This window comes from Nigerium sp., assembly GCF_039811905.1.
GTDB lineage: Bacteria > Actinomycetota > Actinomycetes > Propionibacteriales > Propionibacteriaceae > Propioniciclava.
On sequence record NZ_JBDHZL010000037.1, the window covers coordinates 1 to 23,077 of the forward strand.

Annotated in this window: 16 protein-coding genes and 2 pseudogenes; 11 read left to right on the forward strand and 7 right to left on the reverse strand. The window is 73.1% G+C overall.

Annotated elements, in window-relative coordinates; genetic code table 11:
- The first annotated feature begins 112 nt into the window (after nucleotides 1-112).
- The 3 genes from WMJ97_RS08255 to WMJ97_RS08265 all read left to right on the forward strand — a co-directional run bounded on the left by WMJ97_RS08255 (nucleotide 113) and on the right by WMJ97_RS08265 (nucleotide 5,034).
- Nucleotides 113-1,657 (forward strand): phospholipid carrier-dependent glycosyltransferase, encoded by a 1,545-nt coding sequence (locus WMJ97_RS08255; RefSeq protein ID WP_347348520.1) that lies wholly within the window; start codon nucleotides 113-115, stop codon nucleotides 1,655-1,657.
- Nucleotides 1,658-1,852: 195 nt separating this feature from the next.
- A complete protein-coding gene (locus tag WMJ97_RS08260; protein ID WP_347348507.1) occupies nucleotides 1,853-3,463 on the forward strand; it encodes an ABC transporter substrate-binding protein in 1,611 nt (536 codons plus the stop codon).
- Between the two features lie 143 nt (nucleotides 3,464-3,606).
- Complete coding sequence (locus WMJ97_RS08265; RefSeq protein WP_347348508.1) at nucleotides 3,607-5,034, forward strand: solute carrier family 23 protein; 1,428 nt, start codon at nucleotides 3,607-3,609, stop codon at nucleotides 5,032-5,034.
- An 87-nt stretch (nucleotides 5,035-5,121) separates the two neighbouring features.
- Here WMJ97_RS08265 and WMJ97_RS08270 read toward each other — a convergent pair whose 3' ends face one another.
- A complete protein-coding gene (locus WMJ97_RS08270) occupies nucleotides 5,122-6,573 on the reverse strand; it encodes an MFS transporter (protein WP_347348509.1) in 1,452 nt (483 codons plus the stop codon).
- Between the two features lie 161 nt (nucleotides 6,574-6,734).
- Between WMJ97_RS08270 and WMJ97_RS08275 the strand changes: the two genes are divergently transcribed.
- Nucleotides 6,735-7,271 (forward strand): helix-turn-helix domain-containing protein, encoded by a 537-nt coding sequence (locus WMJ97_RS08275; RefSeq protein WP_347348510.1) that lies wholly within the window; start codon nucleotides 6,735-6,737, stop codon nucleotides 7,269-7,271.
- Nucleotides 7,272-7,311: 40 nt separating this feature from the next.
- On the opposite strand, the gene WMJ97_RS08280 is transcribed toward WMJ97_RS08275, so the two are convergent.
- Nucleotides 7,312-8,628, reverse strand: a complete 1,317-nt coding sequence (locus tag WMJ97_RS08280; protein ID WP_347348511.1) for an APC family permease — start codon at nucleotides 8,626-8,628, stop codon at nucleotides 7,312-7,314.
- Nucleotides 8,629-8,712: 84 nt separating this feature from the next.
- Here WMJ97_RS08280 and WMJ97_RS08285 point away from each other — a divergent pair, with 84 nt between their 5' ends.
- Nucleotides 8,713-9,270: a DNA-3-methyladenine glycosylase I gene (locus WMJ97_RS08285; protein WP_347348512.1), complete on the forward strand. Its 558-nt coding sequence runs from the start codon at nucleotides 8,713-8,715 to the stop codon at nucleotides 9,268-9,270.
- A gap of 51 nt (nucleotides 9,271-9,321) precedes the next feature.
- Nucleotides 9,322-10,194: an acyl dehydratase gene (locus WMJ97_RS08290; RefSeq protein WP_347348513.1), complete on the forward strand. Its 873-nt coding sequence runs from the start codon at nucleotides 9,322-9,324 to the stop codon at nucleotides 10,192-10,194.
- A 19-nt stretch (nucleotides 10,195-10,213) separates the two neighbouring features.
- Here WMJ97_RS08290 and WMJ97_RS08295 read toward each other — a convergent pair whose 3' ends face one another.
- From WMJ97_RS08295 to WMJ97_RS08305, 3 genes and pseudogenes are all read right to left on the reverse strand, one after another.
- Nucleotides 10,214-11,143 carry a hypothetical protein gene (locus WMJ97_RS08295; RefSeq protein ID WP_347348514.1) on the reverse strand — a complete coding sequence of 310 codons (930 nt, stop codon included), beginning with the start codon at nucleotides 11,141-11,143 and terminating at the stop codon, nucleotides 10,214-10,216.
- A pseudogene (locus WMJ97_RS08300) lies at nucleotides 11,137-11,649 on the reverse strand (ATP-binding protein); the annotation flags it as partial. The gene WMJ97_RS08295 and the pseudogene WMJ97_RS08300, both read right to left, overlap by 7 nt.
- 375 nt (nucleotides 11,650-12,024) lie before the next feature.
- Complete coding sequence (locus WMJ97_RS08305; protein WP_347348515.1) at nucleotides 12,025-12,483, reverse strand: hypothetical protein; 459 nt, start codon at nucleotides 12,481-12,483, stop codon at nucleotides 12,025-12,027.
- 121 nt (nucleotides 12,484-12,604) lie between these two features.
- Between WMJ97_RS08305 and WMJ97_RS08310 the strand changes: the two genes are divergently transcribed.
- From WMJ97_RS08310 to WMJ97_RS08325, 4 genes are all read left to right on the forward strand, one after another.
- Nucleotides 12,605-14,569: a cytochrome c oxidase assembly protein gene (locus WMJ97_RS08310; protein WP_347348516.1), complete on the forward strand. Its 1,965-nt coding sequence runs from the start codon at nucleotides 12,605-12,607 to the stop codon at nucleotides 14,567-14,569.
- 107 nt (nucleotides 14,570-14,676) lie between these two features.
- Entirely contained in the window at nucleotides 14,677-16,875 is a 2,199-nt protein-coding gene (locus tag WMJ97_RS08315; RefSeq protein WP_347348521.1) for a heavy metal translocating P-type ATPase, read from the forward strand.
- A 145-nt stretch (nucleotides 16,876-17,020) separates the two neighbouring features.
- Nucleotides 17,021-17,548: a glutamate synthase-related protein gene (locus WMJ97_RS08320; protein WP_347348517.1), complete on the forward strand. Its 528-nt coding sequence runs from the start codon at nucleotides 17,021-17,023 to the stop codon at nucleotides 17,546-17,548.
- 149 nt (nucleotides 17,549-17,697) lie between these two features.
- Complete coding sequence (locus WMJ97_RS08325) at nucleotides 17,698-18,519, forward strand: FMN-binding glutamate synthase family protein (protein WP_347348522.1); 822 nt, start codon at nucleotides 17,698-17,700, stop codon at nucleotides 18,517-18,519.
- 7 nt (nucleotides 18,520-18,526) lie between these two features.
- Here the strand turns inward: WMJ97_RS08325 and WMJ97_RS08330 are convergent, their stop codons facing one another.
- Together WMJ97_RS08330 and WMJ97_RS08335 are read right to left on the reverse strand one after the other, a co-directional pair.
- Nucleotides 18,527-20,737 carry an ATP-binding protein gene (locus tag WMJ97_RS08330; protein ID WP_347348518.1) on the reverse strand — a complete coding sequence of 737 codons (2,211 nt, stop codon included), beginning with the start codon at nucleotides 20,735-20,737 and terminating at the stop codon, nucleotides 18,527-18,529.
- A gap of 244 nt (nucleotides 20,738-20,981) precedes the next feature.
- The gene (locus WMJ97_RS08335) at nucleotides 20,982-22,358 is read right to left on the reverse strand and encodes a glucose-6-phosphate dehydrogenase (protein WP_347348519.1); all 1,377 of its coding nucleotides are present in this window, start codon (nucleotides 22,356-22,358) and stop codon (nucleotides 20,982-20,984) included.
- A gap of 147 nt (nucleotides 22,359-22,505) precedes the next feature.
- On the opposite strand from WMJ97_RS08335, the pseudogene WMJ97_RS08340 reads away from it, so the two are divergent.
- Nucleotides 22,506-23,077: pseudogene (locus WMJ97_RS08340) on the forward strand (NADH:flavin oxidoreductase/NADH oxidase); the annotation flags it as partial.

Genomic DNA, 23,077 nt, shown 5'->3' on the forward strand with positions numbered 1-23,077 from the left:
AGCGGGCGCGACCAGCGCCTCCGCGGTCGGCGCGACCAGCCCCACCGCGGTCGGCGCGACCGGCGCCACCGCGACCGCGGGCCGCCGGCGGGCGGCGTCCCGGGTGTCGCCGCTGACGACCGTCGAGCGGCTGCGGGACTTCCTCCCCACCGACACCGCGCGCTCGTGGGTGCTCACCGCCGGCATCGCGGCCCTCGCCTTCGTGCTGCGCGTCATCAACATCGGCTACCCGCACAACCTGGTCTTCGACGAGACGTACTACGCCAAGGACGCCTACTCGCTGCTCCGCTTCGGCTACGAGCGCACGTGGCCCGACAACGCGAACACCGAGGTTCTGGCCGGCCACGTCGACGTCATGCACGACGCGGCGTCCTTCGTCGTTCACCCGCCGCTCGGCAAGTGGCTGATCGCGTCCGGGGAAGCCCTGTTCGGGATGAACCCGTTCGGCTGGCGCATCGCCGCCTGCGTGTTCGGCACGCTGCTGATCGTCGCGACGATCCGGCTGGCGCGACGCCTGTCGCGCTCGACGATGGTGGGCGTGATCGCCGGCATCCTGCTGACGTTCGACGGGTTGGCGTTCACGATGTCGCGCATCGCGCTGCTCGACATCTTCCAGGCGTTCTTCCTGGTCGCGGCCGTGGCGTGCGTCGTCGCCGACCGCGACTGGTTCCGGGCACGGCTCGCCGACCACCTGGACGCCCGAGGGCTGCCCGACCTCAGGGGCGCCTTCGGGCCGCTCGTGCTCTGGCGGCCCTGGCGCCTGGCGGCCGGCGTCCTGTTCGGGCTCGCGCTCGGGACGAAGTGGAACTCCATCTACATCCTCGCCGTCTTCGGCGTCTTGTCGGTGCTCTGGGACGTCGGGGCCCGGCGTCTCGCCGGCGCCGACTTCAAGGCGTGGCTCGCGCTGCTGGCCGACGGCGTCCCGGCGTTCGTCACGATGGTGCTCGTGGCCGCCGGGGTGTACGTCGCCACGTGGGCCGGCTGGTTCGCGACCGAGGGCGGCTGGGACCGCGATTGGGGGGATCGGAACCCCGACAGCCCGCTGGTCAGGGCGTTCGGGCGTCCGTTCGCGTCGTGGCTCTGGTACCACAAGGAGATCTACGACTTCCACACCGGCGACTTCATCAACCACGCGACGCACCCCTACGACGCCCATCCGGCCGGCTGGCTGCTCATGCTGCGCCCGATCGGCATCGACGCGGTCAACGACATCCGCCCCGGGACGGACGGCTGCGTCGGCCCCGAGAACTGCCTGCGCGTGATCAGCGGCATGGGGACGCCGATCCTGTGGTGGCTCGCGCTGCTGGCCCTCGTCGTCGCCGCCGTCTGGTGGCTCGCCGGGCGCGACTGGCGCTTCGGCGTCCCCGTGCTCGGCGTCCTGAGCGCGTGGCTGCCGTGGTTCTTGTACACGTCGCGCCCGCTGTTCTTCTTCTACGCGATCACGATCATCCCGTTCTCGGTCATCGGGCTGAGCATGGTGATGGGGCTGATCCTGGGCCAGCCCCGCGCGCCCGGACGCCGCCGCGGCGGCATCGCCGTCGGCCTCGCGGTGGCGCTGGTGATCGTGAACTTCGGCTACATCTACCCGGTCCTCACCGATCAGTTGCTGCCCTACCACGAGTGGCTCGCGCGCATGTGGCTGCACTCCTGGATCTGACCCCAGATCCGCCCCCCGCTTGAGTTTCGGGGGTGAGGTGCCACCCTCCCCGGGGACCCCACCCCGGGGTTAGCGAACCGTGACGTTTCCGGGTCGGGATTGTGATCCGTGCAACGACATATCCACGGTAGGTTGTCCATCGCCGGGCTTGGACAAGCATGGACGACCAGTCCGAGGCGGAGGGGGGCTGAAGCCGTGGGCATCGCACGACGGGCGACCGTGGCCGGTCTCGCGGTCCTGCTGGCCGTCGCCGGGTGCACGCCCGGGGGGTCCGATCCGCTGCCCACCCCGCCCCAGTTCACCAGCAACGCCACGCTCGTCACCAACGCGCAGGATCCGGCGACCCTGCGCGACGGAGGGCAACTCCGCATCCCGGTGACGCGGCTCCCGGCGTCCTGGAATCCCTGGGCCGCCGACGCGACCAGCGACACCGACGAGATGGTGGACGCCGTCCGTCCGCACTACCTCGTCTACGACGCCGCGGGCGACGCCCGGCCGAACCCCGACTTCGCAACGGCGGCGTCCGCGACGCACGACGGGCGCACTGTCGTGACGCTCGATCTGAACCCGAAGGCGGTCTGGGGCGACGGCCGCCAGATCACGGCCGACGACTGGGTGGCGTCCTGGCGGGCGTTGTCGGGCCGGGTGCCCGGCGTCCGGGCCCAGGCGAGCGACTGGCGTCGCGTCGCGGACGTGCGCGCGGGCGAGGGCCCGCTGCAGGTCGTGCTGACGTTCGCCTCGGTCGACCCGGATTGGTCGCGGGTGCTCGAGCACGGCCCGCTGCCCGCCGACGGGGTGAAAGACGCGGCGGCGTTCAACGCCTCGTGGGCGTCCCCCGACAGCGCCCGCTGGGCGGGGCCGTTCCGCATCGCGCACGTGGATCGCATGCAGGGCGTCGTCACGCTGGAGCGCAACCCCCGCTGGTGGGGTGCGAGGCCGCGGCTCGACTCGGTGATCTTCCGGACGATTCAGCCCGAGGCGCTGCCCGCAGCCTTCTCCAGCAACGAGTTCGATCTCTTCGACGTCGGGCTGTCGGAGTCCGCGCTGACGCTGGCCCGCTCGACGGACGGGGTGACCGTCCGCGCGAACCTGGGCGCGACCGCCCGCCGGCTCACGCTGAAGGAGGACGACGGCCCGCTGCAGGAGCTGCCGGTGCGGCAGGCGATCGTCCGGGCGATCGACCGCGACCGGTTGACCCGCACGGTGCTGGAGGATGCGGGGGGCGAGGGCGCCGTCTGGAGCAATCACCTGCTGCTGACGAACCAGGCCGGCTACACGAACCAGGCCGACGCCACCGGTCTCACCTACGCCCCCGACCAGGCCGAACGGCTGCTGCAGGACGCCGGCTGGGTCCTCGGCGGCACGAACGGCTCGATCCGGGCCAAGAACGGCCGGCCGCTGTCGCTCACCCTGACCGCCGACCCCGGCGACGCGCAGGCGGCGGCCGAGGCGTCCCGCATCACGGCCGATCTCGCGGCGGTCGGTGTCCAGGTGCGGCCCGTATCGGGGGGCGGCGACCTGAGCGTCGAGCGCGTCACGCTGTCGCGCTACCCGCTGGAGGACGCGGCCGCGTCGCTGACGCACTCCGACTCGGAGAAGGATCTGGCGCGGCGCATCGCCGACGAGCCCGACCCGGTCGCGCGCAACGCCCTCGCCACGCAGGCCGCGGCGCAGCTCTGGCAGCAGGCGGACACGATCCCGCTGTACCAAGAGCCCCAGGTCGTCGCCGTCAAGAACGGGCTGGCGAACGTCGGCGCCGACGCGCTGGCGTCCACATCGTGGACCGCGATCGGCTGGACGCGGTAGCGGGCACCCCCGGGGAGGCGGGCGTCCGGGCGCGAGCGTCGTCGACGGCCGGGACGCCGCGTCAGCGGCTGGACCGGACGGCCGTCACCCGGCCCCGAGGCATACGCTCTCCCCCGGCGTAACCGGCGAGAGGGGAACGGACGATGGCCTTCTGGAAGCTGCACAAAGACGGGTCGCTGGCCCCCGGAGAGGTGGTCGCCCCCGACGAGCGGCTCTCCTGGGGCAAGACCGTCGGTCTCGGCGCCCAGCACGTCGTGGCGATGTTCGGGGCGACGTTCGTGTTCCCGCTGCTCATGGGGTTGAACCCGCAGCTCGCGGTGATGATGTCGGGCGTCGCGACCCTGATCTTCCTGGCGGTCGTGCGAGGTCGGGTGCCGTCCTACCTGGGCAGCTCGGCGTCCTTCGTGGGCGTGGCGACCGCGATCTACGCGCGCGGCGGCAACCCGTCGCACGTGTCGGGCGCGATGCTCTGGGTCGGGGTCACGCTGCTGGTGGTGGGCCTGATCATCCAGGCGGCCGGGTCGCGGGTGATCCATCGGGTGCTGCCGCCGGTCGTGACGGGGGCCGTCGTCATGCTGATCGGGTTCAACCTGGCGCCGGTCGTCGCGAAGACGTACTGGCCGCAGGATCAGTGGATCGGCCTCATCGTGATGCTGATCGTCGTGGTGCTGAGCGTGGGCGTCCGGGGGTTCGTGGGGCGCATCGCGATCTTCGTGAGCCTCGTGATCGGGTACGTGCTGAGCTGGCTCGCCGACCTGGTCTTCGGGCCGATCACGTCGTATTCGGCGTCGGCCGACGCCGTCACGACGCATCTGCGGGTCGACTGGAGCGGGGTGGCGTCCGCGGCGTGGATCGGGCTGCCGCCGGTGTCCGACCTGGCCACGTGGCGGCTGCACGCGACGACGAACGTCGTGGGGTTCCACGCACCCTCGTTCGATCTGGCGTTCACGCTCATCGCGCTGCCGGTGGTGATCGCGCTGATCGCCGAGAACACGGGGCACGTGAAGGCGGTCGCCGAGATGACCGGCGCGAACCTCGATCGCGAGATGGGCAAGGCGATCGCGGCCGACGGCGGGGCGTCCGTGTTGGCGACGGCGCTGGGCGCCGGCCCGACGACCACGTACGCCGAGAACATCGGCGTGATGGCGGCGACGCGCGTCTACTCGACGGCGGCGTACGTCGTGGCGGCGGTGGTCGCGATCCTGTTCGGGTTCAGCCCGAAGTTCGGGGCGGTGATCTCGGCGACGCCCGGGGGCGTGCTGGGCGGGATCACGGTCGTCCTGTACGGCATGATCGGCCTGCTCGGCGCGAAGATCTGGAAGGAGAACCGCGTCGACTTCGGCAATCCGCTCAACCTGGTGCCCGTGGCCGCCGGCGTGATCATCGGCATCGGGGACGTCACCCTGCGGATCACCGACGGCTTCGCGCTGTCGGGCATCGCGTTCGGGACCATCGTCACCGTCGCCGTGTACCACCTCGCCCACGCGCTGGCCCCCGCCGAACTCACCGAGGACGCCGACGGCGCGGTGCTGATCGTCGATCGTCCGGGGGCGTACGACGCGGAGAGGTGACGCCGCCGGCCCGCTCCCGGGCCGGGTTCACCGGGTCCGTGTGACATTCTCCACACCAGGGTGTGGAGAATGTCAGGTAGAAACGTCTCAGGACGCCGTCCGCAGCGCGCGCAGAGCGACCACGGCAGCGACCGTCAGCACCGCCACGGCGATCCACGACGTGTAGAGAACGCCGGAGTCGAACGCCTCCCGGGCCGAGCTCAGCAGCGCCTCCGCGCGGGCCGGGTCGAGGCGTCCGGCGACGTCGGTCGCCCCGCCGAGGGTCTGGCCGGCGGCCGCGGCGTCCTGGGGTGCGAGCCCGTCCGGCACCGCGACCCGGGTCGTGTAGACGGCCGTGAGCACCGACCCGAGAACCGCGGTCCCGAGGACGGACCCCACCTCGTACGCCGTCTCCGAGATCGCGGACGCCGCCCCGGCCTTCGCGGCCGGCACGCTGGCCAGGATCAGGTCGTTCGAGATCGTCTCGGCCGCGCCCGAGCCGAGGCCGATCAGGATGAAGGCGGCCATCAGCCCGGCGTCCAGCCACCACCCCTGGGTCGCCAGGACGACCACGTACCCCAGCGCGTTGATCGCGATGCCCCCGGCGACCACGCGCGAGGGCCGCACCCGCTCCACGACGCGCACGACCAGCAGCCCCGCGACGGCCGTCGCGACGGTGCCGGGCAGCAGGAAGAGGCCGGCCAGCATCGGCGACATCCCGCTCGAGAGCTGCAGGTGTTGCGCCGCGAAGTAGAAGAAGCCGACGAGGGCGAACATGCTCAACAGGTTCGCGAACACCGACCCGCTGAACACCGGGTTCGTGAACAGCCGGACGTCCAGCATGGGGATCTCACGCCGGAGCTGCCGCCGGACGAACGTCACGCCACCCAGCACGCTCACCGCGAGCGCGACCGCCGCGGCGGCGTCCGGTCCGACGCTCGAGAGGTGCTTGATCCCCCACACCAGCGGGGTCATCGTGGCCAGCACCAGCCCGATGCTCACCACGTCGATCGGCCCGGGCCGCGGGTCGCGCGACTCCGGCACGAGCAGCGGCCCGAGCACCAGGAGCGGCACGAGCACCGGCGCGGCCATCCAGAACACGGCCGGCCAGCCGAAGTGCTCCAGCAGGAACCCGCCCAGGATCGGGCCGAGCGCCGCCCCGCCCGACATGCCGGCGGCCCACACGGCGATGGCGATGCGGCGCTCGCGCGCGTCGACGAAGACGTTGCGGATCAGCGACAGCGTCGCCGGCATCAGCATGGACCCGAAGACACCCATGGCCGCGCGGGCGACGACCAGCCAGGACGCCGAGGGCGCAAACGCGGCGGCCGCCGAGACGGCCGCGAACCCGCTCGCGCCGATGAGCAGGAGGCGCCGGCGTCCGATGCGGTCGCCCAGGCTCCCCATCGGCACGAGCAGGCCCGCGAGCACGAGCGGGTAGATGTCGACCATCCAGAGCACCTGGATGCCCGTCGGGCGCAGCGCCTCCGAGATCGCGGGGACGGCGAAGGCCAGCACCGTGTTGTCGACCGCCACCAGCACGACCGGAAGCACCAGCACGCACAGGGCGGCCCAGCGTCGGCGCGTCGACAGGCCTCCTCCCGGCGCACTCGCCGCGCGCGTTGCCGACAACATCGCTTGCCCCTTTCATGAACGAGACGGCCCGTGACCGAACCGTCCGGACGGTACAGTATCGCCATGACTGCTGGACTGTCGATTCCATGAGCGCGCGCGACAACATCCTGCGGGCGTACGAGGAGATCCTCATCGCCGGCGGCGAGCGCGCCGCGACGCTGGACGCCGTCGCCGCGAAGGCGGGCGTCTCGAAGGGCGGATTGCTGTACCACTTCCGCAGCAAGGAGGCGCTGGCGAACGGGCTGTTCGAGCGGCTCGACGCCCTCGCGGACGCCGACCTCGCCACAATGGCGACCGCGCCCGAGGGGGCGTCGGTCTACTACGTGCGGACGTCGGCGTCGCAGGGCTCCGAGTTCGACCGGTGCCTCGTCGCGGCCGCCCGCCTCGGGTCGGGCGCGAGCAGCGCGATCGCGGCCATCCAGCGGCGGTGGCTGGATCTGATCACCGCCGAGGTGGGCGACGACGCCGTCGCGAAAGCGATTCTGCTGCTCGGCGACGGGATCTACTACAACGCGGCGGTGGGACCGGACGCCGGCGGCACGCCCGCCGCCCCCCAGACCGCGGAGGAGATGGAGGCCCTGGTGGAGGTCGTCGCCCGGCTGGCCGGGCGTTCGCGCCGATGACAACACCGGACGCGCCGAGCGCTTCCCGGCGTTGCCCAGGTCAGCCGTCCGACCCGTCTGCCCCGTCCGATCCGTCCGCCCTGGACGCCCTGGACGCCCGGACGCCCCGCCGGACGACCACCCGATAGGCCACGCCCACCGCGAACACCCCGACGCCGGCGGCCACCGAGGCCCACGGCAGGGTCGCGACCAACACCAGGCAGAGCGCCGCGCCCAGCACCTGCAGGGCGCGCGGGTAGCGGCGGTGGGCGTCCTGGGTGAACGCCGCGACGTTCGCGACGAAGTAGTACAGCAGGACCCCGAAGCTGGAGAACCCGATCGCCCCACGCAGGTCCGTCAGCAGCACGAGGGCGCACACGACGGAGGCGACGGTCACCTCCGCGACATGGGGCACCTGGAAGCGCGGGTGCACCGCCGCCAGCGGACGCGGCAGGTCACCTTCGCGGGCCATCGCGAGGGCGGTGCGCCCGATGCCGGCGATGAGGGCGAGCAGCGCCCCAAGCGCGGCGATCCCGCCGCCGATGCGCAGCAGCGGGGCGAGCCAGGGGGCGACGCCGGAGGCCGCGGCGTCCACGAGGGGTGTCGCGCTGACGGCGAGGCGTCCCACCCCGAGGACGGCCACCAGACTGGCCCCCACCAGCGCGTACAGCGCGACGGCCAGGCCGAGCGCCAGGACGATCGCCCGAGGGATGGTGCGCTCGGGTCGCGTCACCTCCTCCCCCAGCGTGGCGATGCGGGCATAGCCCGCGAACGCGAAGAACAGCAGTCCGGCCGACTGGAGGACGCCGTACGGGCCGGCCGCGGTCGGCGCGGTGCCAGGCAGGCCCGGCGTGCCAGGCAGGCCGAGCAGGCCCACCGCGCTCGCGGACGCGACGTTCGCCGCGACCGCGGCCGTGAGCAGGACGAGCACGATCGCGACGATCACCCTGGCCAGGCGGGCCGTCCGGGTGATGCCGCGATAGTTCACCGCTGCGAGGGCGACGACCGAGGCCACCGCCACCGGACGCTGCCACGGGCCCGGCACCAGGGAGGACGCCGCCGTCAGCGCCATCGCCGCGCACGACGCCGTCTTCCCGATCACGAAGCCCCAGCCCGCGAGGAAGCCCCACCAGGGGCCGAGCTGGCGGCGTCCGTACAGGTAGGTGCCGCCGGAGCCCGGGTGCTCGGCCGCGAGCTGCGCCGACGACGTCGCGTTGCAGAACGCGACGACCGCCGCGAGCGCCAGGCCGACGAACAGCTCTCCCCCGGACGCCGCGGCCGCCGGCCCCCAGACCGCGAAGACGCCCGCGCCGATCATCGAGCCGAGGCCGATGACGACGGCGTCCGGGAGGGTCAGACGGCGAGCCAGCTGGGTCACCGGCGCACGGTAGCGCGCGCGGGTGAACGGCGGGTAGCGGCCCCTGCCGACAAGGGGTGACACGGGATCCCTACTGTGGTGAGCATGAAGGCTGACGAGAATCCCGAGCGAGGCGCCGCCGGGGGCCCGCGCCCGGCGTGGGCGGAGAGCAGCGCGTTGCTCCGCGAGTACTACGACACCGAGTGGGGGCTGCCCGTGCGCGACGCCCGCGGCGTCTACGAGCGCATCGTGCTGGAGGGGTTCCAGTCGGGCCTGTCGTGGGAGACGGTGTTGCGCAAGCGTCCGGCGTTCCGGGCGGCGTTTTCCGGGTTCGATCCGGAGGTCGTCGCCGGGTTCGGCGAGGCCGACGTCGAACGGCTCATGGCCGACGCGGGCATCATCCGGAACCGGCGCAAGATCGACGCGGCCATCGTGAACGCGCGGGCCACCGTCGCGCTGGCCGAGGCGGGTGACGACCTGGGCGAGCTGGTCTGGTCGTTCCGGCCCGACGACCCGCGCGCCCCGGCCGAGACGGCGCCGTCGCAGTCACCGGAGTCGGCGGCCTTGTCGAAGGAGCTGAAGCGCCGCGGCTTCGTCTTCGTCGGGCCGGTCACCATGTACGCGCTGATGGAGGCGATCGGCATCGTGGAGCACCGGCTGTGATCCTGGTCCGGCCGCGGGTGCGCGAGGCCGGTCCTGTGCGACAGTGGGCGCATGGACGCCGATCGCACCGATGCCGCGGAGATCCTGACCCGCGAGCCGGCAGAAGGGCTCGCCGCGACGCTCGACCTGCAGCCGCCCGCTGGCGTGCTCCCCCCGCTGTGGCACTGGGTCTACCTGCTCGAACGGACGCCGCAGCGCGGCCTGGGTGCCGACGGGCACGCCCTCGCGGGCGTCCCGCACCCGCCCGGGCCCGGCTACCGGCGCATGTTCGGCGGCGGCCGGGTGACGACGCACGCTCTGCTGCGGCTCGGCGAGCCGGCGTCCCGGCGCACCGAGCTGGTGTCCAGCCGCGAGAAGCAGGGGCGCAGCGGGCCCCTGGTGATCGCCACCGTGCGCTCGGAGTTCGTGCAGGGCGGGGTCACCGCGATCGTCGACGAGTCCGACATCGTCTACCGGGCGCCCGGCGAGGAGTCGCTGCCCGCGCGCGGCGAACCGGGCTTCCCGCGGGCCGGGTCGGGCGCGGCGACGTCCGCGGGCGCGGGGCCGACCCCGAACGCAGAGCCGACCCCGGACACGGACGCTCCCGGCGGGGCCGCCTGGTCGCTCGTCGCCGACGAGGCGCTGCTGTTCCGCTTCTCGGCGCTGACCTTCAACGCCCACCGCATCCACTACGACCTGCCGTTCTGCGAGAGGGAGGGCTATGACGGGCTGGTGATCCACGGGCCGCTGCAGGCCCTGCTGATGGGCGAGCTGATGCGCCGCGAGGGCGTCGAGCTCGTCGGGCGCACCTTCGCCTACCGTTTCGTCGCGCCCCTCACCGGCGTGCAACGGATTCTGGTGGAGCCGGCCGAAGCCGGCCTCGCGGCGGGGGCGCAGGTGCGGTCGGCGTCCGGGGTCGTCACGGCGCGCGCCGAGTTGCGCTGAGCCGTCACCTGACTCCCGGTCAGGACGGCACGGCCAGCGGGGCGGCGCCGGCCGGGCTCGAGCACTCGACGAGCACGGAGTCCTCGTCGTCGTCGACGAAGGTCGAGAGGCGTCCGGCGGTGGCGGCCGCCGCGTCCCGGATGGCGGCGACGGCGTCCTGCGGGACGCGCCCGACGATGACGATCGAGCCCCACCGGGGGTTCGCCGGGGACCAGTGCGCGGCCAGCCGGCTGTCGTCGGGCGCCAGCGGCAGGGTGGCCGGCAGCAGGGTCCGGAACGCCTCGAGCCCAGCCGAGGCGTCGGAGCAGTCGGCCGCGGCCGCCGCCTCCGGAGCCCCTCCGGCGGCGAGCCCGGCGAGCCGCTCGGCGGCGAAGCGCTCGGCGTCCTCGTCGCGGGCCACGAGCTCCACCCGGACGCCGCGGTCCCGCGCGCGGCGCGTCGCGACGCGCACGTCGGCGTCCACGAGGAGGTCGGCGACGAGCTGGTCGCGGATCTCCGCCTCGGCCCGCTCCATGCCGAGCCGCTCGGCGTCCGTGAGCGATCCCCCGGCGACGATGCGCTGCAGCAGGGGGGACGCCGACGTGCTCAGCTCGGCGCGGCGGGCGTCGGCCTCCTCGACCCTGGCCTGGTCTTCGATGAGTTGCATGCGGCTGCGTCCCTCGCGCGCCGCCGCACGGCTGAGCACGATCGCGGCATCGTCGAGCGTGCGGCGCAGGATGGACGCGAAAATCGCGACCACGGTCATGAGCGTGTAGTTCCACAGCAGCCCGGCGATCGGCAGGGAGCCGGCGGAGACGACGGCGTCCACGGCCATCATCGCGGCCATCACCGCGACCCCCACGCCGTTGCGATACCGGAAGCACAGGACGCCGACGGCCGTCGCGTACCCGCCGCCCCACCAGTACTGCCAGTCGAGGCTTCCGGGGTTGGGCAGCAACGGGGTCACCACGGCGGGGTCGCCACCATCGCCAGCGCGGCCAGCACGCCCGGCCAGCGGCTGCGACGCACGAGGACGAGGACCGCGGTCATGACCAGGCACGCGAGCAGCGCCGTCTCCCAAACGCCTGGGTTGCGCACCGCGTCGCGGAAGACCCAGGCGACGCCGACCTGCTCCAGCGTCGCGAACGACATGATGATCAGCAGCGGCCGCATGAGCGCGATGTCCCACTCGGGGCCAGTGGCGTGCACCTCGGCGTCCTCCCACACCAGCGTGACGCGTGTGCCGACGCCGGGCCGCGAGTCGATCTTGGCCGTGCCGCCGACCGACTCCATCCGACCGACGATGCCCTGCCGGACGCCGGCCCGCCGCTCGCGCACCCGGTCGGTCGCGAACCCCGAGCCCGCGTCCGTCACGGTGATCTTGCTCATCATGGGGTCCACGTGCCCCCGGACGACGACCTGGCGCGTGCCCGAATGCCGCGCCACGTTCGTCAGCGCCTCGGTGACGGCCTCGACGAGGGTGTCCGAGCGGCGACGGCTCCGTGCCGTCGATGACGATCGTCAGGTCCAGCCCGATCCGGGACGCCGCGGCGGCGATCCGCTCCGACAGGTCGCCCTTCGACGGCAGCCAGCCGCCGGGGCCGAGGGCGTCCAAAGCCTGGTGCGCCAACTCGGTGGAGTTCTCGTCGATCCGCGGCTCGCGGGTCGCGGCGAGCAGCGCCCCCAGGATCTTGTCGTGGATCAGCCCGTTCCACCGCTGCAGCTCGAAGGCGCGGCGGCGGGCACCGGCGAGCGACTCCTTGAGCTGCCAGCTGCGCCGCGACGAGCGGTCGATGTCGACGGCGACGGCGTTCGCGACGCGCACGAGTTCCACGAGCCCCAGGCCGGCGATCAGCATGATCGCGCCGTCGGAGACCCGTCGCGCGGTGCGACCGACATGGCCCGCAGCGCCCCGAAGAACAGCGAGAACCCGACGACGGCGACCCGGCCCGGCGCGGGTGGGAAGGCCACGGCGGCGTACCCCATGCACGCGAGACAGAAGTAGATGAGCGCCGGCGGGTCCGACTGGCCGCGGAACAACCCGATGAGCGGCAGGTGCAGCAGCGTCACGGCGAGCCCGAACCAGAAGAAGACCGTCCCCATGAGCTGACCGCCCGGACGCCTCTTGACCTCCACCCACAGCAGCACCACCAGCACGCCCGCGATCGCCAGGACCACGGGCACGACGCCGCGCGGGTACGGGTCCAGCGTGCGCGACTGCGCGAACGCCGCGAGCACCAGGAACGTATAGCTCACGGCGCCCAAGAGCTGACCGCCGCGCTCGAGCCGCTGCTGGCTGAGCCGCACCATCCCTCCTTCCGGCCGCTTCGTCCGTTCGGCACGTCGTCGTGAGCACCATCATGACACCTGTCGCTAAAAACGGGGTGACACGCCCGCGAAACGCCGCGCAGGACGCGGCAGACTAGGACCCATGCCCGACGCCCAGACCCGATCCGTCCCCTGGAGGCCGGCCGCGCTGGTCGTGACCGCCCTCCTGGCCACAGCCTTCGTGGCGTGGGTCTCGGCGATCCTGCCCAGTTTGCCTCCCCTGCCCGGACGCCTCCAGGCCGACCCGGCGACCGGGTTGGCCTCCTCCTTGGCGGACCTCACCGCACGGCTGGCGTCCCTGGCCACGCTGGGCGCGCTGCTGGCCGCGACGATCGCGCCGGGCGAGCGCGCGTTCCGTTGGGCGGCCCGCGCCGGCCAGGTGTGGTTCTGGGCCGCCCTCGTGCTCACGGCCGCGAACCCGGCGTTCGTCACGGGCGTCCCGCTCGGCTACGCGCTGACGCCGGCGTCCTGGTGGACGTTCGTCACCTCGGTGCCATCCGGCCTCGCCTGGCTGATCTCCGCGCTGGTCGCGCTGGGCGCCGTGCTCATCGCGTACGGCTCGCGGGCGCGCGCGGCGACCTCGTCGTGGTTGGTGGTCGGCGTCGTCTCGTGGGCGTTCGTCGCCGTGACCGGCAACGTCTCGGTCGGCCGCGACCACGACTGGGCCACCGACGCCGCGATCATCGGGACGCTCACGCTCGGCCCCATCGCGATCTCGGCCGCGGCGTCCCTGCTCGCCCCCGGCACCGGACGCCTCCGCGCGCACACGCGGCTCGTGCTCGCCCTGATCGCGGTCGCGGCGGCGTCCCAGGTGGTCGTCGCCTGGCAGGAGCTCGCGGGCGTCTCCCCCTTCGCCACCGCGTACGGCCTGCCCGTCATCGGTTCGTTCGCGGTCCTGGCGCTGCTCGCGGTGAGCGCGCTCGCGCGCCGCTTCTCACCCGAGTGGGACGCCTCGGGCGCCCGCGCGGCGTCGGTGGTTCTGCGCGACGTCGTGCTCGTGGTCGCGTACGCGGCGTTCCAGACGGCGGCCCAGCACCTCCCGCCGCCACGGTTCTTCGTGCCGCAGACGATCCAGGAGAACTACCTCGGCTACGAGATGAACGTCCCGGTGACGCTGGCGCGGCTGCTGGGGCCGGGGCGTCCGAACCTGCTGTGGATCGTCCTCGCGGTGGCGGCCGTCGCGATCTACGTCGCGGCCACCCGGCGCGCCCGGCGCCTCGGGACGCCGTGGCCGATCTGGCGCACCGTCTCCTGGCTCCTCGGCTGGGGGCTCATGGTGTACCTGGCCACGAGCGGCTTCTGGGAGTACTCGACGGTCGTGTTCAGCTGGCACATGTTCGTCCACATGACGGTGAACATGCTCGTCCCGGTGCTGTGCGTGCTGGGGGCGCCCATGGCCCTGGTCGCCGCGGCGTCCCCGGAGCGCCCGGCGGGCGAGCCGCCGAGCCTCGGCCAACTGGCGTCCGACTGGGCCGATTATCGGCCCTTCCAACTCCTGACCGCTCCCCCGCTGCTGTGGCTGGGCTACGTCGGCTCGCTGTTCGCCGTCTACTACACGCCGGCGTTCTCGTGGCTGATGCGCTACCACTGGGCCCATCAGCTCATGTTGCTGGCGTTCATGGTCACCGGCTACGGGTTCTTCAACCTGCTGATCGGGCCCGAACGTTCGTCGTGGCAGATGCCGCACCTGGTGAAGCTCGCGCTGCTCATCAGCATCATGCCGTTCCACGCGATCTTCGCCGTCGGCATCCTGAGCTCCCAGTCGCTGTTCGGCGAGGAGTTCTACCAGTCCATCGACATCGCCTGGGTCGGTAACCTCATGGCCGATCAGAACATCGCGGGCCAGATCACCTGGATCCTCGGCGAGGTGCCGATCGTGCTCGTCATCATCGCTTTGGCCGCGCAGTGGTTCCGGCAGGATCGCGTGGACTCCTCCCGCTTCGACCTGGCCCAGGATTCCGGCGAGGAGGACGCCCTGGGCGCCTACAACGACATGCTTCGCCAACTCGCGGAAAGGGACGCCGAGGACGCCCGCCGCCGTGCCAACGAGATCGGGCTGCGCCCATGACCCACACGCCCCTCACCCAGCAGCCGGACGCCTCCGGTGCGCCCGGCCTCCCGGCCGAGCCGGACGCCGGCGGCCTCGCCGACCGCGTCGAGCTGGACATCTCCGGCATGACGTGCGCGGCGTGCGCGTCCCGCATCGAGAAGAAGCTGAACAAGATGCCGGGGGCGTCCGCGACCGTGAACTACGCGACCGAGCGGGCCGTCGTGCTCGGGCTCGGCGCCGCGCGGGCCGACGAGGCCGTCGCGGTCGTGGAGAAGGCCGGCTACGGGGCGTCCCCGGTGCGCGAGGGCGCGGAGCCCGACGGCTACTCCGACCGCGTGAAGATGCTCCGCAACCGCCTCATCGTGGCCGCGCTGCTGACCGTGCCGCTCGGCGACGTGGCGATCGTCTTGGCGCTGGCGCCGCAGATGCGGTTCCCGGGGTGGCAGTGGGTGCTCATCGCCTGCGCGATCCCGGTCGTGTTCTGGTGCGCGTGGCCCTTCCACCGGGCCGCCTGGCGCAACCTGCGCCACGGCTCGACGAGCATGGACACGCTCGTGTCGCTCGGCGTCCTGGCCGCGTTCGCGTGGTCGGTGGTCGCGACCGCCTTCGAGGTGGACGGCGGCACCGGCTACTGGGTCGGCTGGGGGCTGGCCCCGCGGGGCGCCGACACGCTGTACCTCGAGGTCGCCTCGGCCGTCACTACCTTCCTGCTGGGCGGCCGCTACATGGAGGCGCGCTCGAAGCGGTCGGCCCGCGGCGTCCTGGAGGCGCTCGGCAGGCTCGCACCGACGACCGTCCGGGTGATCCGCGACGGCCGCGAGGAGGTCGTGCCGATCGGCTCGCTGCGGGTCGGCGAGCGGTTCCTCGTGCGTCCCGGCGAGCGGATCGCGACCGACGGCCACGTCGTCGTCGGCAACTCGGCGATCGACACGTCGGCGATGACCGGCGAGCCGGTGCCGGCCGAGGTGACCGTCGGCGACCGGGTGCTCGGCGGCACGGTCAACACGACGGGGGCGCTCATCGTCGAGGCCGACAAGGTCGGCGCCCACACCCAGATCGCCCAGATGGCCGCGACGGCCGAGCAGGCGCAGGCGCGCAAGGCGCGGGTCCAGACGATGGTCGATCAGGTCGTCGCCGTGTTCGTGCCGGCCGTCCTCGTCATCGCCGGACTGACGCTCGTGGTCTGGCTCGTCGCCGGCGGCGGGCCGCGGCTGGCGTTCAACGCCGCCCTGTCGGTGCTGATCATCGCGTGCCCGTGCGCCCTCGGGCTGGCCACGCCGACCGCCCTGATGGTCGGCGTCGGCCGCGGCGGGCAACTGGGCATCCTCATCAAGGGCCCGGACGCGCTGGAGGCGTCCGGACGCATCGACACGGTCGTCCTCGACAAGACCGGCACGCTGACGACCGGCGCGATGGCGTTGGAGCGGGTCCGCGTCCTCGACGGGGCCGGCCTGCCGGACGCCGGTGTCCTCGCCGCGATCGCCGGCGTCGAGCGGCACTCCGAGCACCCGATCGCCCGGGCGTTCGTCACCGGCGCCGCCGAGGCCGGGGTGCCGGAGGCGTCCGTGCGCGACGTGACGGCCCTGCCGGGAGAGGGGGCGTCCGGGGAGGCGTTCGTCGCGGACGCCTGGCGCCACGTCCTGGTGGGCAAGGCCGGGCTGCTGCGCGATCGCGGCATCGCGCTGCCGCCGGAGGCGTCCGCGGTGGCCGAGGAGGCGGCGAACCAGGGCCGGACGGCCGTGTTCGCCGCGCTCGACGGCGTCGCCTGCGCGACGCTCGTCGTCTCCGACACGATCAAGCCCTCGGCCGCGGACGCCGTCGCGCGGCTCCGCGCGATGGGGCTGCGGACCGTCCTGCTGACCGGCGACCGCCGTCAGGCCGCGGACGCCGTCGGCACGGAGGTCGGCGTCGACGAGGTCATCGCCGAGGTGCTGCCCACGGACAAGGCGGCCACGATCGAGGCGCTCCAGGCCGACGGACGCCGCGTCGCCATGGTGGGCGACGGCATCAACGACGCCGCGGCGCTCGCGACCGCGAACCTCGGCCTGGCCGTCGTGACGGGCACCGACGTGGCGATGAAGTCGGCCGACATCATCCTGGTGCGGCGCAGCCTCGACGTCGTGCCCGACGCCATCGCCCTCGCCCGCCGGACGCTGCGCACCATCAAGGGCAACCTCGTGTGGGCCTTCGCGTACAACGTCGCCGCGATCCCGCTGGCCGCGGCCGGCCTGCTGAACCCGCTCATCTCGGGGTTCGCGATGTCGCTGTCGAGCGTGTTCGTGGTGAGCAACTCGATGCGGCTGCGGCGGTTCCGCCGCGGGTGAGCCCGGGCTGCGTCTGCGGCGAGCCCGCGGACGGCCCGGGCCGCACCGGCGTCCCACGGGCCCAGACCGATCCCGTGACAACGCGCCGCCCGCGTAGCAGGCTGAGCGCATCAAGAAGTGGGCTCTGGCTACGATTCCCGCAGCGTTGGCGGGGCTGGCCGCGCAAGACCTCCTCCAGCGCGATCACGCGCTCCGACGCAACTTCCCGGTGCTCGCCCGCCTGCGCTACGCCCTGGAGTCCATCGGGCCCGAACTGCGCCAGTACATCGTCACCAGCAACGACGAGGAGCGCCCGTTCAGCCGCGACCAGCGCCGCTGGGTCTACACGTCGGCCAAGGGCCTCAACAACTACGTCGGGTTCGGCACCGACAACGACATCGAGCACGACCACTACCCGGTGCTCCGGCAGCGGACGTTTGCCGCCCACGCCCCCAACCCCCACCTCGCCGCCGACCACGAGACCTCGCTGCCGAGCCCCAAGGTGCTGGGCGGCCCCCGCGGACGCCGGCTGGCGTTTCGCCCCGCGTCCGTCGTGAACGTGTCGGCCATGTCGTTCGGGTCGCTCAGCCCGCAGGCCATCCAGGCGATCAACGCGGGCGCGCGCCTGGGCGGGTTCCTGCACAACACGGGCGAGGGCGGGCTGTCCGACCACCACCGCCAGGGCGGCGACTGATCTGGCAGATCGGCACCGGCTACTGCGGCTGCCGCGATGCCGACGGACATTTCGATCTGGGACGCCTCGTCGACGTCGCCGCGTCGGCGCCGGTCCGCGCGATCGAGATCAAGATCAGCCAGGGCGCCAAGCCCGGCCTCGGCGGACATCTGCCGGGCGCCAAGGTGAACGCGGAGATCGCCCGCATCCGCGGCGTCCCGGAAGGGCAGGACGTGGTCAGCCCCGCCCGGCACTCCGAGTTCTCCGACGTCGACTCGATGCTCGACTTCGTCGAGAAGATCGCGGACGCCACCGGCCTGCCGGTCGGCATCAAGTCGGCCGTCGGGGATGTCCCGTTCTGGTACGACCTGGCCGCCCACATGCGCGACGGCTCACGCGGCGTCGACTTCATCACGATCGACGGCGGCGAGGGCGGCACGGGCGCCGCGCCGCTCGTCTTCACCGACAACGTCGCCCTGCCGTTCCGGGTCGGGTTCGCCGAGGTGTACCGCATCTTCGCCGAGGCCGGCCTGACCGACCGCGTCACCTGGATCGGGTCGGGCAAGCTCGGCCTCCCGGCGAACGCCCTGGTCGCGTTCGCGTTGGGCGCCGACATGGTGAACGTGGCCCGCGAGGCGATGCTGGCCATCGGCTGCATCCAGGCGCAGAAGTGCCACACCGACCGGTGCCCGACCGGCGTCGCCACCCAGGATCGCTGGCTCGCCCACGGCCTCGACCCCGCGCAGAAGTCGCACCGGCTGGCGTCGTATGTGAAGACGCTGCGCCGCGACCTGGTGAAGCTGGCCGGCGCGGCCGGCGTCCCGCACCCGGCGCTGATCGGCCCCGACGACGTCGCCCTCCTCGACGGCGACCGGCGCGAGCGCAGCCTGCGCGACGTCTACGGCTATCGCGAGTCCTGGGGGCTGCCCGGGCGCGCGATCGCCGACGAACTCGTCCGGCTCATGACCGAGGACGCCACCGGGGGCGACTGACCCGCCCTCACACCGCCGCCGTCTCGAGCGTGCCGGCGGCGCCGAGCGGGTAGCACTCGATCAGCACGGAGTCCTCGTCGAACGAGACCTCCACGCGCAGCCGCCGGCGGGCGTCCTCGATGATGCCGTGCACGTCCCCGGACGCCTCCCGCCGGGGCCCGACCATCGTGATCGTCCCGCGCCGCGGCTGCCCGGACGACGGCGTCCACGCGACGGTCACGGACGACCGGGCCCCCGCCCCGTCGAGCGCGGCCACGGCGAGCGAACGGAAGGCGTCCAACTCGACGGAGCGGCCGGCCTTCCGCGCCGACAGCACGACCCGGACGCCGCGGTCGCGCGCCTCGTCCACGCGGGCCTCCAGGGCGTCGTCCAGCAGGTAGCCGGCCACCAGCGAGTCCCGGGTGCGGGCCTCGGCGCGCACCATCGCGCGGCGGGCGTCCTCGTCGACGGGCTCGCCGGCGGCGAGCCGCCGCAGCAGCGGCTCCACCTCGCTGGACAGCTGGCGCCGGCGGCGCGCGCCCTCGCTGGCGACCTCCTGCTCTTCGGCGAGGACGCCGCGCAGGTCCGCCTCGTCGGACGCCGCCCGCCCGATGATCGCCAACGTCTGGTCGAGGCCGCGCTTCACCATGATCGCGAGCACGAGCCCGATCACGGCGATCACGTAGTTCCAGACGAGGCCCTCGACGGGCAGCGGGCGTCCGAGGGAGCCGGCCACGGCGTCCACGGCGATCGTGATCCCGAGCGTGGCGACGCCCGCCCGCGGGCCGTAGCGGATGACCAGCAGCGCGACCGCCGCGGTGCTCGCGCCGCCCCACCAGAAGCGCCAGTCGAGGGGTGCTTGGGCGACGAGTTCCCAGCTCAGGAAGCCGGACGCCCCCGCCAGCAGCGCCGTCGTCGCGAGCCACGCCCGCCGGCTGGGCCCCGCGATGCCCGCCAGCACCGTGGCCGCGCCGAACGCCGCCAGCCCGACCCATTCGGCCCAGTCGTGCCGGTATTCGGGGTCGTGGAACACCCCGATGGCGACGTGCGCGAGGAAGACGGCGACGAGGGCGTCCCGCAGCGCGATCAGCGACCCCGGACGCCAGCGCGTCGAGTCGGCGTCCTCGCCGGAGCCGCGCCGCCAGCGCAGCGTAACGGTCGTGCCGCGGCCGCGTCCGGACGCGATGTGCGCGGTGCCCCCGATCGAGCGCAGCCGCTCCTCGATGCCGAGCGCGATGCCGGCGCGCCCGGTGGGCGCGTCGGCCCGGTCGAAGCCCCGCCCCCGGTCGGCGATCGTGACGGTCACCCCGTCCTCGTCGCTGACCATCGCGACGGACGCCCGGGCGACCCCGGCGTGGCGCGCGACATTCGTGAGCGCCTCGGTGGTCGCCTGCCCGAGCGCGTCGGCCACCGGGGACGCCGCGAGGGTCCCGTCGGTGGTGAGGTCGACGTCGAGCCCGAGCCGCGAGGCGGCGCGGCCGACGGCGTCCGCGAACGTGCTGATCGACTGGCCCGGCCGCCGCTCGTCGAGCGCGGCGAGGGCGTCCGCGGCGAGCTCGCGGCTGTTCTGCGACGACGCCGGCTCCCGGGCGCCCAACTGCAGGGCGCCGAGGATCTTGTCGTGGACGACGCCGTCCCAGCGGCGCCGTTCGTAGGTGCGGCGGGTGGCGCGGGCGGTCGCCTCGCGCAGCACGATCATGCGGGCGCTCGACCGCTCGGCCTCGGTGACGATCTGGTAGGCGAGCTGGAGCAGCCGGGTGACGGCCAAGCACATGATCACCATGTAGATGCCGTCCAGCGCGCCCAGCATCAGGCTCCGGCGGGTCGGCACGCTGAAGCCGGCGAAGAGGAGCGACATGGCCACGCTCAGCACGATGCCGACGCGGAGACTGAACGCGTAGTTCGCGCAGATCCCCCCGAGGATGCCGAAGAACAGCAGGGGCGGCACATCGAACGACGGCCCGACACGGCTGAGCATGCCCAGGTGCGACAGGGCGGCCGCGACCGTGACGACGACGAGCGCCTGCGGCGCCCAGCGCAGGCGTCCGGGGCGCAGGGCGTTCACGGTCATGAGGGCCAGGGCGACGCCGACCGCGGCGAGGGCGACCTGGGCGACGCCCGCCGGGTAATGGAAGTAGTCGGCCCGGACACGGTTGCTCACGACGCTCAGCACGATCCAGCCCATGATGACGCCCGCGATCCGCACGCCGCGATCGAGCTCGGCGATGTTTCTGAGCAACGGACCTCACTAGGGCGGAAAGGGGCGTCGGACGGCGGAGGCTCCCGGCCCCCATCGGCCGGGACCACGCCAAAGTAACACACGGTGTCCCCAAAACCAGGGACACCCTGGTTGCGACAAGGATGCGACAGTGCACCCGCCCCGCGGCGTCCCTGCACGCTCAGGCGCGGCTCAGCGTCCGATCAGTCGGCGCTCAGGTGCACCGCTCAGGTGCACAGGGACGCCCGCGGCCCGCCGGCCGCGGTCACTTCCACGTGTCGGGGCCGCTGGAACCCGCGCGGTACTCGTCCATCGGGACGTCGCCTCGGTCCCACGCGTCGAAGACCGGCGTGAGGATGCGCCAGCACTCCTCGGCCACGTCCCCCCGGACGCTCAGCAGCGGGTCGCCCGCGAGGATGCCGTCCAGGATCTCGCCGTAGGGCCGGATCGGGCTCTCCCCCAGGTCGGCCGCCAGCGCGGTCTGCTCGAAGTCCCAGCGGTCGCCCTCCCCGTTCGTGGCGATGCCCATGAGGATCCGCTCGGGCGCGATGCCGATCTGCAGCACGTTGGCCGGGGGCACGTCGGAGAAGCCGGCCGGCACGAAGTCGAGCGGCCTCAGCATCACCGACACCCCGCGCAGGCCGTCGCCGAGCGCCTTGCCGCTGCGCAGCCGGAACGGGACGCCCCGCCAGCGCGAGTTGTTGATCTCCAGGGTGATCTCGGCGAGCGTCTCGGTGTCGTTGGCCGGGTCGACGCCCGGCTCGTCGACGTAGTTGGGGATCTGCTTGCCGTCGATCTCACCCGCCGTGTAGCGGGCCCGCCGGGACGCCGCGACGCCGTCGTCGCCCCACACGCGCGTCGCGCGCAGGGTGTGGGCGATGAGGTCGCGGACCTCGAGCTCTTCGATACGGGACGGCTCCTCCATCGCGAAGAACGCCATGACGAGCATGAGGTGGCTCTGGATCATGTCGCGCGCCGCACCCGAGTGGTCGTAGTAGCCGGCGCGCCCCTCGAGCGCGAGGGTCTCGTCGCCGACGATCTCGACTCGCTCGATGCTGCGGGCGTCCCACACCGGCTCGAAGAAGCGGTTGCCGAAGCGCAGGCCCAGCAGGTTCAGGACGGTCGCCTTGCCGAGGTAGTGGTCGATGCGGAAGATCTGCTTCTCGGGCACGAGCGTCGCGAGCAGGCGGTTGAACTCGCGGGCGGACTCCAGGCTGGAGCCGAACGGCTTCTCGATGCACAGCCGGATGCCGTCGGGCAGCTCGATCTTCGTCATCGCCTCGCACGCCTTCTGGCTGATCGCCGGCGGCAGCGCGAAGTAGAGCACGATGGGGCGTCCCTGGGCGTCGAGCTCGCCGAGGAAGGCTTTGAGCGCCTCGGGATCGGTGACGTCCAAGTGCGAGAAGTGGGTCTGGCCCAGCATCGCCTCGACGCGGCTGTCGCGCAGGCCGCCCTCGGTGAGGGCCGTCTTGACGCGCTCGGACCACTCGTCGGCGGTCAGGTCGTCCATGGCGGCGCCGATCAGCGTGACGTCATAGTTGGACTTGGCCTTGAGAAGCGTGGCCAGGCCCGGAAGCAGCAGGCGTTTGGTGAGGTCGCCCGACGCCCCCAGGATCACGAGGCTGACGGCGGTGGTGTCCATGGGTGCTCCTCGGCAGGGGTTGTCGTCCGGGGACATCGTGTCACCCGTAGCCCGCCAGGGGAACCGCCGCGTTCATGTCGAAGCCTTGGGCAGCGGCCCCCGCTGCCGGATGGAATGCCGAGGGCACCCCCGTCGGTTGGAAGGGGTGTGCCGAAGATCCTCGACCCCATCACGCTCGACTCGTTGACGATCCGCAACCGCGTCTGGCTCTCGCCGATGTGCCAGTACTCGGCGGGGGCGGACGGCGTCCCGACCGACTGGCACCGCGTCCACCTGGGCGCCCGCGCGCAGGGCGGGTTCGGCCTGGTCATGACGGAGGCGACGGCCGTCGCGCCCGAGGGGCGCATCAGCCCGAACGACGTCGGCATCTGGAACGACGAGCAGCGGGACGCCTGGGCGCCCATCGCGGCGTTCATCCGTTCACAAGGGGCGACGCCCGCGATGCAACTCGCGCACGCGGGCCGCAAGGCGAGCACGTACCGGAACTTCCCCGGTGAGCCCGGCGGTGTCGTCCCGGCCGCAGACGGCGGCTGGCCGATCATCGGCCCGAGCGACGTGCCCTTCCCCGGCCTCGCGGAGCCCCGCGCGATGGACGCCGCCGAGATCGCCCGCGTCGTCGATGCGTTCGCCGCGGCCGCGCGCCGGGCCGACGAGGCCGGCTTCGACGTCGTCGAGGTGCACGCCGCGCACGGCTACCTGCTGCACGAGTTCTTGTCGCC